The organism is Kitasatospora sp. NPDC056800, from assembly GCF_042789775.1.
Taxonomy (GTDB): domain Bacteria; phylum Actinomycetota; class Actinomycetes; order Streptomycetales; family Streptomycetaceae; genus Kitasatospora.
Genome location: NZ_JBHUAL010000016.1, coordinates 61,443 through 73,128, shown reverse-complemented (window position 1 = coordinate 73,128; position 11,686 = coordinate 61,443). Strand labels below are relative to the sequence as shown.

12 protein-coding genes are annotated in these 11,686 nt (G+C 74.3%); 3 read left to right on the top strand and 9 right to left on the bottom strand.

Translation table 11 applies throughout. The annotated features are described in order from the left end of the window. Positions 1-86: 86 nt before the first annotated feature. From ACFRQN_RS05985 to ACFRQN_RS05955, 7 genes are read right to left on the bottom strand one after another with little or no spacing between them, the layout of a single operon-like run. A complete protein-coding gene (locus ACFRQN_RS05985; protein WP_049659041.1) occupies positions 87-407 on the bottom strand; it encodes a TcmI family type II polyketide cyclase in 321 nt (106 codons plus the stop codon). A 5-nt stretch (positions 408-412) separates the two neighbouring features. After that, positions 413-868, bottom strand: coding sequence for an SRPBCC family protein (locus tag ACFRQN_RS05980; RefSeq protein WP_049659036.1), 456 nt, complete (start codon positions 866-868; stop codon positions 413-415). Position 869: 1 nt separating this feature from the next. After that, positions 870-1,130, bottom strand: a complete 261-nt coding sequence (locus ACFRQN_RS05975) for a phosphopantetheine-binding protein (RefSeq protein WP_049659037.1) — start codon at positions 1,128-1,130, stop codon at positions 870-872. A 57-nt stretch (positions 1,131-1,187) separates the two neighbouring features. After that, positions 1,188-2,426, bottom strand: coding sequence for a beta-ketoacyl synthase N-terminal-like domain-containing protein (locus tag ACFRQN_RS05970; RefSeq protein WP_380738557.1), 1,239 nt, complete (start codon positions 2,424-2,426; stop codon positions 1,188-1,190). A 5-nt stretch (positions 2,427-2,431) separates the two neighbouring features. After that, complete coding sequence (locus ACFRQN_RS05965; RefSeq protein WP_049659039.1) at positions 2,432-3,688, bottom strand: beta-ketoacyl synthase; 1,257 nt, start codon at positions 3,686-3,688, stop codon at positions 2,432-2,434. Beyond that, positions 3,685-4,110, bottom strand: a complete 426-nt coding sequence (locus ACFRQN_RS05960) for a cupin domain-containing protein (RefSeq protein ID WP_074004532.1) — start codon at positions 4,108-4,110, stop codon at positions 3,685-3,687. Before ACFRQN_RS05960 ends, ACFRQN_RS05965 begins: the two co-directional genes overlap by 4 nt. 27 nt (positions 4,111-4,137) lie before the next feature. Next, positions 4,138-5,313 carry a SchA/CurD-like domain-containing protein gene (locus ACFRQN_RS05955; RefSeq protein ID WP_380738555.1) on the bottom strand — a complete coding sequence of 392 codons (1,176 nt, stop codon included), beginning with the start codon at positions 5,311-5,313 and terminating at the stop codon, positions 4,138-4,140. Positions 5,314-5,521: 208 nt separating this feature from the next. Here ACFRQN_RS05955 and ACFRQN_RS05950 point away from each other — a divergent pair, with 208 nt between their 5' ends. After that, entirely contained in the window at positions 5,522-7,243 is a 1,722-nt protein-coding gene (locus tag ACFRQN_RS05950; protein WP_375877731.1) for an FAD-dependent oxidoreductase, read from the top strand. 61 nt (positions 7,244-7,304) lie between these two features. Here the strand turns inward: ACFRQN_RS05950 and ACFRQN_RS05945 are convergent, their stop codons facing one another. Then, positions 7,305-8,966, bottom strand: a complete 1,662-nt coding sequence (locus ACFRQN_RS05945) for an APC family permease (protein ID WP_380738553.1) — start codon at positions 8,964-8,966, stop codon at positions 7,305-7,307. Positions 8,967-9,234: 268 nt separating this feature from the next. After that, positions 9,235-10,155, bottom strand: a complete 921-nt coding sequence (locus ACFRQN_RS05940; protein ID WP_049658053.1) for a serine/threonine dehydratase — start codon at positions 10,153-10,155, stop codon at positions 9,235-9,237. 277 nt (positions 10,156-10,432) lie between these two features. Between ACFRQN_RS05940 and ACFRQN_RS05935 the strand changes: the two genes are divergently transcribed. Continuing rightward, positions 10,433-11,311, top strand: coding sequence for an EamA family transporter (locus tag ACFRQN_RS05935; RefSeq protein ID WP_380738551.1), 879 nt, complete (start codon positions 10,433-10,435; stop codon positions 11,309-11,311). Between the two features lie 92 nt (positions 11,312-11,403). After that, complete coding sequence (locus ACFRQN_RS05930; protein WP_143204646.1) at positions 11,404-11,667, top strand: hypothetical protein; 264 nt, start codon at positions 11,404-11,406, stop codon at positions 11,665-11,667. The last annotated feature ends 19 nt before the right edge of the window (positions 11,668-11,686 follow it).

Sequence of the window (11,686 nt, the reverse complement as noted above, 5' to 3'; positions counted from 1 at the left end):
CGGCCGGGGGCGGGCCCATCGGGGGCTGGATCAGCGGGCCCGTCGGGGAGCCGCGGGGGCAGCGGCCCCGTCGGGGAGCCGCCGGGTCAGCGGTCCCAGCGGTAGAACTCCCGTGCCATGGCGTCCTTCGGCTCCCGCCAGGTGGCCGGGTCGTACGCCTGCACGTAGGCGGTCAGGCGGTCGCTGACGGTCCGGAACTCCGGGTGCCCGACGACCTTGGCGACGGCGGGGCCCGGCGGGCGGTCGGCCTCGATCAGGTGGAGGTAGACGTCGCCGAACTGGAAGAGGCTGCGGCCGGTGACGCCGATCAGGTGCGGCAGTTCGCCCTGGTCGGACTCGGCGAACACCTCGGCGATGTCCGGCGCGGCCTCGGGCTTCATCCGGGCGACGATCAGCGCCCGGTGCAGGCCGGTCACAGCTCCGCCGCCCGCTTCTCGACCTTCTCCCGGATCAGCTGCATCTGGATCTTCGAGTTGCGGTTGATGTGGCCGGTCATGCCCTCGTCGTCGACCGGGGCGGTCGGCTTCATGGCGAAGTCCTGGATCCAGCGCATCCTGGTGCCGGCCGGCGCCTCCGCGTACTCCCAGCGGATCTCCATGAACTCGAACGGGCCGGGCTCGACCCGGCGGGCGCGCACCGCGAGCGCGTCCCGGTCGGTCTCCCGCTCGGAGACCCAGCTCCACACCTGGCCGTTCTCGTCGGGGTGCATGGTGAGCCGGAACCGGACGAGCTCGCCCTGCCGGTCCAGCACCTCCACCGAGGCGTACTCGCTGAACAGCTGCGGCCAGTTCTCCAGGTCGTTGGTCATCTCCCAGACCAGGTCGAGCGGGGCGGCGATGACGATCTCGTTGTCGGTGTGTCCGGGCATCTCAGGCACCAGCCTTCGTGGCGAGGGAGGAGTTGACCAGTTCCAGGAACTCGGCCGGGGTCTTGGCCGACTCGGCGCCCGAGGTGACCTTGAGGCCGTGCCGGTTCTCCAGCTCGCCGACCACGCCGAGCAGGCCGAGCGAGTCGATGCCGAACGTGTCGAACTCCGCGCCCGGCCGCGCCAGGTCGCCCGGGTCGACGGTGACGCCGGCCCGGGACTGGAGCAGGACGGCGAGTTCCGGATAGCTGAGGGTGTTGCTCACGGGTGTCCCTTTCGGAGGTGTGACGGGGTGGTGCGGGGCGGTGGTCCGGGCGGCGGTTCAGGGCCGCCAGCGCCGGACCACCAGCGCGGAGTTGGAGCCCATCAGCCCGCGGCTGACCACCAGGGCGGTGTTCAGTTCGGCCGGGCGGGCGCGGCCGGTCACCAGGGCGAGGTCGTGGCAGACCTCGGTGACGTTGGGGGTGGGCGGCAGCACGCCGTCCTCCATGGCCAGCACGGCGGCGGTCACGTCGAGCATCGGGGCGCCGCAGTAGGCGCGCCCCGTACCGGTCTTGGGCGCGGTGACCGGGACGTGTTCGGCGGCCGGGCCGAGCGCGTCGGCGAGCGCCAGGGCCTCGGCCCGGTCGGCCTCCGGCACCCCCAGGGCGTCCGCGAAGACCACGTCGATCTCCTCGGGCGCGATACGGGCCTCGTCCAGCGCGATCCGGATCGCGGCCGCCAGCCCCTCCCGGGACTCCGCCCAGCGGGAGGCCCCGGTGAAGGTGGCGCCGTGGCCGACCAGTCGGGCCCGGATGCGGGCGCCGCGCAGGAGGGCCGCCTGCTCGTCCTCCAGCAGCAGCATCGCGCCGCCCTCGGCGGGGGAGAAGCCGCAGGCCAGCGCGGTGAACGGCAGGTACGCCCGCTCGGCCCGCCCGGCCAGGCTGACCTCGGGGTAGCCGAGCTGGCAGACCATCGAGTACGGCGCCAGCGGGGCCTCGGCGGCGCCGACCACCACCGCGTCGGTGCCGCGCTCGATCGTGCGGGCGGCGTGCGCGAGGGCGTCCAGGCCGCCGGCCTCGTCGCTGGCGACCACCCCGCACGGGCCCTTGTAGCCGCCGCGGATCGAGATCTGGCCGGTGCTGGCCGCGTAGAACCAGGCGATGGACTGGTACGGGCCGACGAACCGGGGCCCCTGGCCCCAGAGCTGCTGGAGCTCGCGCTGGCCGAACTCGCCGCCGCCGGAGCCGGCCGCGGTCACCACGCCGACCGCGAAGGGCTGTTCCGGGTCGGGCCGGAACCCGGCGTCCGCCACCGCCAGGTCGGCGGCGGCCATCGCGTAGTGCGTGAAGCGGTCGGTCTGCACCAGGAAGCGGTTGTCGATCGCCGACTGCGGATCGAAGCCGTTCACCTGGCCCGCGATCCGGAGCGGAAGCCCGGTGCAGCCCTCGCGGGATATCCGGTCGAGGACGCTCACGCCCTGCCTGGTGGCCTTCCAGAAGGCGTCGGCCCCGACCCCGTTCGGAGCCACCACGCCGAGCCCGGTGATCACCGCCCGGCGGCCCTGCTGACGTGACGTCATGGAACTCACCCCGTTCTGTTGAGCACGACGGCGGACTGGAATCCGCCGAATCCGCTGCCGACCGAGAGGATGCGGCTCAGCGGCAGCTCGCGCGCGGTGCGCGGCACGTAGTCGAGGTCGCACTCCGGGTCCGGAGTCTCGTAGTTGGCGGTCGGCGGCACGACCCCGTGGGCGAGCGCCAGGGTGCAGGCGACGACCTCGATGGCGCCGATCGCGCCGAGCGAGTGCCCGACCATCGACTTGATCGAGCTCATCGGGGTCCTGAAGGCGTGCGCGCCCAGCGAGCGCTTGACCGCGGCGGTCTCGTGCCGGTCGTTCTGCTTGGTGCCCGAGCCGTGCGCGTTGACGTAGTCCACCTCGGTGCGGTCCACCCGGGCGTGGGCGAGCGCGTGGTCGATCGCCCGGGACATCTCCAGCCCCTCCTTGGTGAGGCCGGTCATGTGGTAGGCGTTGCCGAAGGTGGCGAAGCCGCCGATCTCGCCGTAGACCCGGGCGCCGCGGCGGCGGGCGTGCTCCAGCTCCTCCAGGACCAGGACGGCGCCGCCCTCGCCGAGCACGAAGCCGTCCCGGTCGGCGTCGAAGGGGCGGGAGGCGTGCCGCGGGTCGTCGTTGCGCTCGCTGGTGGCCTTGATGGCGTCGAAGCAGGCGACGGTGATCGGCGAGATCGGGGAGTCGGAGGCGCCGGCGAGGCAGATGTCGGCGCGTCCCTCCTCGACCGCCTGGAAGCCGTAGCCGATCGCGTCCAGGCCGGAGGTGCAGCCGGTGGAGACGGTCTGCACGGGGCCGTGCGCGCCGGTCCGCTCGGCCACCGCGGAGGCCAGCGTGCTGGGCGCGAAGGCCCGGTGCAGCTGCGGCTCGGCCTGCCGGTGGTCCACGTCCCAGCGGGCGCCGGCCGCGCTCACCAGGGCGTAGTCGTGCTCCAGCCGGGTGGTGCCGCCGACGGCGGTGCCGAGCGAGACGGAGATCCGCCACGGGTCCTCGGCGGCCAGGTCCAGGCCGGCGTCGGCGATCGCCTCGTCGGCCGCGACCATCGCGAACTGCACGTAGCGGTCGGCCCGTTGGACGTCCTCCGGGCCCAGCCCGTGGGCCGCCGGGTCGAAGTCCACCTCGGCGGCGATCCGGGAGCGGAACCCGGTGGGGTCGAACAGCGTGATGCCCCGGGTCGCGGTGCGGCCGGAGGTCAGCAGCTCCCAGAACGCCGGGACGCCGACCCCGCCGGGGGCGACCACGCCGATCCCGGTGACGGCGACGCGCCGGGTCACGAGACCACCTTGGCGTGTTCCGGCGGGCCGGAGGCCGCGGTCCCCTCGGTGCTCACGTGGCCGAGGTCGGGGCGCGGGGCGAGCGGGCCGAGGTGGAAGACCATCCGGGCCTCGGTGTCGCCGACGTTGCGGAAGCGGTGGCGCATGTTGATCGGGATCATCAGGCCCTGGTCCGGCTTGAGCGGATGGGGCTTCCCGTCCAGGTCCACCTCCAGGTCGCCGCAGACGACGAACACGAACTCCTCGGAGTACGGGTGGTAGTGCTCGCCGATCCGCTCGCCGGGCCGGACGATCGCCAGGCCCATGAAGCCGCTGGTCGCGCCGCAGCTGGTCGGGGTGAGCATGGTGCGCAGCTCGGCGCCGTGGCGGCGGTTCTCCGGTGCCTCGTGGACGCTGACGATCCGTGGGGACTGCGTGGTCATGGAGATCTCCCGTGAGATGACGGAACGTCAATTGTTGATCGGGTCGGCGGAACTGCGGTCGGTGACCGGGTTCATGGCGCGGGCCGCGAGGAAGGCGCCGAGCCCGGCGGCGGTGCGCAGGTCGCCCTGCGGGCCGAGGTCGAGCAGCCCGGCGAGCACGGCGGCCTGCCGGTCGTCGGCCACGCCGAGGGCGGCCGCCGGGTCGGCCTCGGCCGGCACCCGCAGGTCGACCAGGCGCACCACCACGTCCTCGCGGTGGAAGACGGTGGCCGCCGCGACCGGCCCGGTCGGGTCGGCGGTGGCGAGGTTGTCGTGCTCGGCCAGCAGCTCGGCCACCTCCTGCCCGCGGCCCGGGCGCACCGGGTAGAGCACGGCGTGCCGGTGCAGCCGGGCGGAGGCGGGGGAGCTGGCGATCGCCTGGTGCCGGGCGGGCAGCGCGGCCCTGGCGAAGAACGCCCGGGCGGCCTGCGGGTCGCCCAGTTGGCGGCTCTCCTCCAGGTGCGGGTTGAGCGCCTCCTCGACGGCCCGCACCTCGGGCTGCATCGCCACGTGGCGCAGCGCGTCGCCGAGGTTGCCGATCACCTCGACGGCGCGGACCACCCGGTTGCCGAGCATGAACAGCGAGGTGCGGCGCAGCCGGGTGTGCTCGTCCACCTCGGCCCGGGGGGAGGCGTAGCCGGAGAGGATGCAGGCCACCTCGGGCTCGCTGCCGGGCTTGACGGTGAAGGTCAGCGCGTGGCGCACCACCCCGTCCGGGCCGGGGTCGACCCTGGGCGGGCCGACGTGCCCGGCGGGAGTGGTGCGCGGCAGCCCGGGCGGCACCTCCATCGGGGCCCGGGTGCCGGTCGAGCCGGCCGCGGAGGTCTCGCGCAGCACGGCGTAGCGCAGCGAGCGGAAGTTGTCGCTGACGCAGCCGTGCATCGGCTTGACCATCTCCCGGTGGGCCGGGCTGTCCACCCACTCCAGGAAGGTCTCCTGGTCCTTCCACTCGCTGGTGATCAGCCACTGGCGCGGGTCGTTGATCGACTGGCACAGCTGGTCGCTGACGTGTCCGGGGACCGAGGCCACCTGGTGGCGCAGCTGCTCGTACACGTCGAGGAAGCGCTGCTGGGCGCCGTCCTGGATCTCCAGCATCAGCACGACCCGCAGCCGGGTGTCGGCCTCGTCGTGCTGCTTCGGCTGGGGTTCGGACAGAGTTGTCATGATCCACTTTCTGCTCTGGGCCGCACGCTGCGGGCCGTGTCGGCCGTGCCCGGCGGGTGCTCCCCGGCCTGGGAGGGCGGTGCGACGGCGGGTCGGCCGGGCGCGTCGGCGCCAGGCCTGAGGTCGATCGTGGGCGGCGCGGCGGGCGCGGCGCGAGATTTGCGGGCCATCCGGGCGAAGGGGCGCCACGGGCCCCCTCCGGCGGGGGATGGAAGAGCGGGGCCCCCGGTCGAGCGGGCCCGCCGAGGGCGGCGCCGAGCCCAGTCTCCGGGCCGCGGAATCCCCTGACAGGGTGGAGCAATTGATGAATCCGAAGGTTGACGACCGGGTGCCGGTCCTCATCGTGGGCGGCTCGCTGGTCGGGCTGTCGGCCTCGCTCTTCCTCGGGCGGCTCGGGGTCGGGCACCTGCTGGTCGAGAAGCACGCCGACACCTCGCACCACCCGCGGGGTCGCGGCAACAACGTCCGCACCATGGAGCTGTTCCGGGTGGCCGGGATCGAACCCGCGATCCGTGAGGCGGCCTCGATCCTGGCCCCCAACCACGGCATCCTCCAGGCGCCGTCGCTGACCGGCGCCGAGCAGGAGTGGCTGTTCCGGGAGATCGACCCGGGCGGCCGGCTGGCCCGGTTCAGCCCCAGCTCCTGGTGCCTGTGCAGCCAGAACGACCTGGAGCCGGTGCTGCGGCGGGCCGCCCGCGAGCTCGGCGGCGACCTGCGGTTCAGCACCGAACTGGTCTCCTTCGAGCAGGACGCGGAGGGCGTCACCTCGGTGCTGCGCAGCCGGGAGAGCGGCGAGCGGCGGGTGGTGCGCTCGGAGTTCCTGATCGCCGCGGACGGCCCGCGCAGCCCGGTCCGCGAGCGGCTGGGCATCGGCCAGTCCGGCAAGGGCGAGCTGTTCCACAACGTCAGCATCACCTTCCGGGCCAAGCGCCTGGCCGAGGTGGTCGGCGACCGGCACTTCATCGCCTGCTACCTGACCAACCCGGAGGCGGACGGCGCGCTGCTGCCGGTGGACAACCAGGAGGAGTGGGTCTTCCACGCGCCCTGGCACCCCGAGCAGGGCGAGCCGCTGGAGGCCTTCACCGACGAGCGCTGCGAGCGGCACATCCGCACCGCCGTCGGCCTGCCGGAACTGGACGTCGAGGTCACCGGCCGGGCGCCCTGGCACGCCGCCGAGCGGGTGGCCGAGCGGTACGGCGCCGGGCGGGTCCTGCTCGCCGGGGACTCCGCCCACGAGATGTCCCCGACCGGGGCGTTCGGTTCCAACACCGGCATCCAGGACGCCCACAACCTGGCGTGGAAGATCTCCGCCGTGCTCTGCGGCTGGGCCGGGCCGGGGCTGCTGGAGACGTACGGGCAGGAGCGCCGCCCGGTCGCCCGGGTGACCGGCGAGCGGGCCTCGGCGCGGTCCGCCGAGCACAGCCACCCGGGCTACGCGGTGGTGCCCGGCGCGGGCCGGCAGGCCGGGGTGCTGGCGGTGGCGCTCGGCTACCGGTACCCGGTGGGCGCGGTGGTCGGTGCGGACCGGGACGGCCCGGTGGTCCCCGAGCAGTTCGAGTCGGCGGGCGAGCCGGGCAGCCGGGCCCCGCACCAGTGGCTGCTGCGGGCGGGGGTGAGGCTCTCCACGCTGGACCTGTACGAGCAGGCGATGGTGCTGCTCACCGGCCCCGAGGGCGGTGCCTGGCAGGCGGGCGCCCGGCGTGCGGCCGACCGGCTGGCCGTCCCGCTGGACGGCTTCCGGATCGGCGACGGGGCCGAGGACGACCTGGCGCCGGAGCCCGGCGCGGACTTCGCCGCCCTGCACGGCATCGGCCCGCTGGGCGCGGTGCTGGTCCGCCCGGACGGCTTCGTCGCCTGGCGCTCGCCCGGCCCGCCGCGGGACGCGGAGGCCGAGTTCGCCGCGGCGCTGCGGACGGTGCTGAGCCTCTGACGGACGCGGACGGGCCCGCCGGTCGCACGGCCGGCGGGCCCGTCCTGTCGTTCGTCGGCGGTCAGTGGCCGCCCTCGTCGACCACCTCGACGTCGGCGACCTCCTGCTCGATCTCCTCGGCCGGCAGCGCCACCCGGATCGCCCAGTAGTAGATGGCCACCGAGAACACCGACACCAGGGCCATGTCGGTCCACAGCGGGATCCGGCCGATGCCGTCGCCGAAGCCGCCGAGCCAGGAGATCAGGCCGAGGCCGATCAGGTAGGGCGGCAGCCACTGGGCGGCCTTCCAGCTCAGTCGCGGCGCGTTCGGCAGGCCCTTCCTGATCGCGTACGCGGCGTAGCTCCCGAGCAGGACGTAGCCGAGCACGATCGCGACGCCCAGGCGGGAGAGGGTGTGCCAGCCGGACCAGTAGATGATCAGGCTGGAGACCACGAACGCGGCCGGGGAGATCACGCCGCCCGCCGGCAGCCGGTAGGGGCGCTCGCGGTCGGGCAGCCGGCGGCGCATCGCGCCGAAGGCCAGCGGGGCGCCGGCGTACATCAGCACGCTGGCGGAGGTGATGAAGCCGACCAGCTCCTGCCAGCTCGGGAAGGGCAGGAAGCAGATCACACCGGTGACGAAGGCGATGACCAGGCCGAACCACGGCACGCCGTTCTTGTCCAGCTCCTCGAAGCGCTGCGGGGCGTAGCCGTTGCGGCTCAGGCCGTAGGAGATGCGCGAGGTCGAGGTGGTGTAGATCAGCCCGCTGCCGCCGGGGGAGATCACGGCGTCGGCGTACAGCACCCAGGCCAGCCAGCCGAGGCCGACGGTGGTGGCGAGGCCCGCGAAGGGGCCGTCGATGCCGGGGAAGTCGAGCTTGTCCCAGCCGTTGGCGAAGGAGCTGACCGGCAGCGCGCCGATGAAGACGACCTGGAGCAGGGTGTAGACCACGGCGCCGATGGCGACCGAGCCGAGGACGGCGCGGGGGATGTCGCGCTTGGGGTTGCGGCTCTCGCCGGCCAGCTGGATGGCCTGCTCGAAGCCGAGCAGGGCGAAGATGATGCCGCTGGTGCTGATCGCCGCGAGCACGCCCTGGGCGCCGAACGGGGCGAAGCCGTGCGAGGTGAAGTTGGAGCCGTGGAAGTTGGTCACGGCGAGCACGAAGATCGTGAACAGCGGGACGAAGATCTTCAGCCAGGTGGCGACGTTGTTGGTGCGGGCCAGGACGCGCACGCCCAGGAAGTTCACCGCGACGAACACCGCCATGAGCACGGTGGCGACGGCGAAGCCGCTGGCGGTGAGGGTGTTGTTGTCGTTGAGCAGGCCGCCCGCCCAGGGCCAGTGCCGGGCGTAGCCGATCATCGCCTCGACCTCGATCGGCGCGACGGTGGCCGCCTGGAGCCAGGAGAACCAGCCGAAGGACATCCCGGCGAGGCCGCCGAAGGCGTAGTGCGGGTACCGCGCGGTACCGCCCGAGACCGGGAACATGCTGCCGAGCTCGGCGTGCACGAGCGCGAGCAGCACGATCGCCACCGTGCCGATGCCCCAGGAGACGACGGCGGCCGGGCCGGCCGCCACGACGCCCTCCTTGGCGCCGAACAGCCAGCCGGAGCCGATGATCGAGCCGACCGAGGCCCACATGAGGCCGACGAGGCCGACGTGGCGGCGCAGCGACCGCTGGGCGGTGCCGGTTTCGGAACCGGTGCCCTGGCCGGGCGGCGAGATCTGGTTGAGGGAAGCCATGAACGATCTCTCTGTGTGTGGGGACTCCGGGGTGGGCGGAGCGATGAGAGTTGCCACACACTAGGACTTTTCAGCCCCCTCTGCACAGATTTCATTACTGAATGTTTACATTCTTTTCCGGACATCCTTGCAGGTAGGGGGCGTTATGGTGCCCGGCATATTACGTATCCGATCGATCCGACCGAAATTCGGGCCGCGCCGTGCGGGGTCGCATGATAGGGGAAATTCCCGAGGATGGGAATAGTGGGCTCCGTATAGCGGAGCGGCGCTAGTCCACCAGATCGGACGGGTCGGTGTTGGCGCCGCAGAGCAGCACGGCGACGCGCTCGCCCTCGGCCCGGTCGACGGCGGCGAGCGCCGTGGCGGCCGCGTACTCGACGGCGATCCGGCGGTCCTCCCAGAGCTGCCGGCGGGCGCGCACGATGGCCTCGTCGTCGACCAGCACCGACCGGACGCCCTCGTGCGCGGCGGCGTCCACGGCGAGGGCGGTGGCCCGGCGGGCCCCGAGCGAGTCCTGGGCGACGGAGTCCACCGGGACGTCCACCGGGCGGCCCGCGGCCAGGGCGGCGTTCAGCGCGCGGCTGCCCGTCGGCTCCACGGCGAGCACCCGGATGCCGTGCTCGCGGGCCGCCACCGCCACCCCGGCGAACAGCCCGCCGCCGCCGACCGACACCACCACCGTGTCCAGCCCGGGCACCCCGGCGCGGATCTCCGACAGGACCGTCCCGGCGCCGGCGGCGATCAGCGGGTGGTCGTACGCGTGCGAGGACAGCGCCCCGCTGCCGGCCGCGAACTCCTCGCAGGCGGCCAGCGCCTCCGCGTACTCCCGGCCCGCCAGCCGTACCTCGGCGCCGTACGAGCGCAGCCGCGCCAGCTTCACCGGGGAGGCCGTCTCGGGCAGGAACACCGTTGCCCGGACGCCGAGTTCGCGGGCCGCCCAGGCGCAGGCCAGCCCGGCGTTGCCGCCCGAGGCGATGGTCACCCCGGCGTCCGGGAGGGTGCCCGCCTCGGCGTGCGCCAGCAGGAAGTTCTGCGCGCCGCGCGCCTTGAAGCTGCCGGTGTGCTGGAGGAACTCCAGCGCCAGCCAGGTCCGTCCGCCGTCGTCCCCCGGTGCCACCGCCACCGGGCGCACCCGCCCGGCGATCCGCTTCCCGGCGGCCTCGACCTCGTCGTACGTCAGCTGGTCCATCGTGTTCCGCTCCTTCGTCGAGGGGGACGTGCCACCGGGAGTCCCGGCCAGGACGACCGTACGTCCCGTCCGTGGGCGAAGGAAAGATCACGAACGCCGGGGCCGGACCGCGCGTAGGCTGGCCCCGTGCGATTCGTGATCCTCCCCCCGCCGACCCGCTAGCGGGCGGCCCACTCCACCTCCTCCGGCCCGACGGGACTGCCCGCAGCCGGGGCGATGACTGCCGCCCGCGTACCCAGCGGACCTGAACCGGCAACTCATCGTGGAGTACCGACGCATGACCTCGTACACCGCCGTGCCCTTCCGGCGCGGCCTCCTGTCCATCTCCGCCGCCGCCGTCGCCTGGGGCGTCGGCGGCGCCGTCTCCGCACTGCTGATGAGCACCAGCGGGCTCGGCCCGGCGGGCGTCTCCTGCTGGCGCTTCGGCGTCGCCGCGCTCTGCCTGGCCCTGCTGCCGGGCCGCCGGCCGCGCGGTCGGCGGGGCGCTGCCGGGTGGCGCGCCGCCGCGCTGACCGGGCTCGGTCTGGCGGTCAGCCAGTGCGCCTACTTCGGCTCGGTGCGGTACGCGGGCCTCGGGCTGGGCACCCTGATCACCATCGGCGCCGGCCCGGTGTTCACCAGCCTCGGCGCCCACCTGCTGCTCGGCGAACGCCTGACCCGTCGAACGGCGGCCGCGGTCGCCCTGGCCCTGGCCGGCCTCGCCCTGCTGGTGGCCGCCCCGGCGGCGGGCCCGCGCCCGGCCCTCGGCGTCGCGCTGGCCGTCCTCGCGGGCGCCGGCCAGAGCGGCCTCACCCTCTGGGCCCGGGGCGGCGGCTCGGCCCGGGCCGGCGCCGGCGCCTTCACCACCGGGCTGCTCTGCCTGCTTCCGCTCGTCGCCGTCCAGGGCGTCCAGGGCGTCCTGCCGGTCGACGGGGACCCGCTGGTGACCGCGGTGGCGCTGCTCTTCCTCGGCACCGTGCCCACCCTGTTCGCCTACCGCTGGTACTTCACCGGCCTGACCACCGTGCCCAGCACGACGGCCGCGGTGCTGGTCCTGCTGGAGCCCGCGACCGCGGCGGTGATCGGCGTGCTCTGCCTCGGCGAGCCGCTGACGGCGGGCCTGCTGGCGGGCTCGGCGCTGCTGCTCGCGGCCATCGCGGCGCTGGCGCGGGAGTAGCGGCTCCGGCGCGGGAGCGGCGGAGGGCGGGGGCCACCCGGGCGGGCGTCCTGTGGTCGCCGGGGGTCCGGTGGCGTGCTGTCGTGGTCCGCATGAACAGCTCACTGCCGGCCCGGGTGGCCGCCGCGACCGCCTCCGCCCTCCTGCTCCTCCCGCTCACCGCGGCCGGGACCGTGGCCGCCGCCGGTCCGGCGGCGGCGACCGGGCGCCGGGACGTCACCGCCGACCAGTGCCGGGGCGCGGGCGGGCACGTCGAGGGCAGCGGCTACTGCGTCGACGCGGATGGCGAGGACGCCTGGGGCGAGCCCATCGACGGCCAGGCGGTCAACCCGAACCCGCGGCCCGGGGAGGAGTGAGCGCCGTACGGGCCCCGCG

Excerpts from the sequence above, each read along its gene's own strand:
- ACFRQN_RS05940 (WP_049658053.1), bottom strand. The coding sequence starts at position 10,155 with ATGGACCAGCTGACGTACGACGAGGTCGAGGCCGCCGGGAAGCGGATC.
- ACFRQN_RS05950 (WP_375877731.1), top strand. The coding sequence starts at position 5,522 with ATGGAAGAGCGGGGCCCCCGGTCGAGCGGGCCCGCCGAGGGCGGCGCC.
- ACFRQN_RS05980 (WP_049659036.1), bottom strand. The coding sequence starts at position 868 with ATGCCCGGACACACCGACAACGAGATCGTCATCGCCGCCCCGCTCGAC.
- ACFRQN_RS05960 (WP_074004532.1), bottom strand. The coding sequence starts at position 4,110 with ATGACCACGCAGTCCCCACGGATCGTCAGCGTCCACGAGGCACCGGAG.
- ACFRQN_RS05930 (WP_143204646.1), top strand. The coding sequence starts at position 11,404 with ATGAACAGCTCACTGCCGGCCCGGGTGGCCGCCGCGACCGCCTCCGCC.
- ACFRQN_RS05970 (WP_380738557.1), bottom strand. The coding sequence starts at position 2,426 with ATGACGTCACGTCAGCAGGGCCGCCGGGCGGTGATCACCGGGCTCGGC.
- ACFRQN_RS05955 (WP_380738555.1), bottom strand. The coding sequence starts at position 5,313 with ATGACAACTCTGTCCGAACCCCAGCCGAAGCAGCACGACGAGGCCGAC.
- ACFRQN_RS05935 (WP_380738551.1), top strand. The coding sequence starts at position 10,433 with ATGACCTCGTACACCGCCGTGCCCTTCCGGCGCGGCCTCCTGTCCATC.
- ACFRQN_RS05945 (WP_380738553.1), bottom strand. The coding sequence starts at position 8,966 with ATGGCTTCCCTCAACCAGATCTCGCCGCCCGGCCAGGGCACCGGTTCC.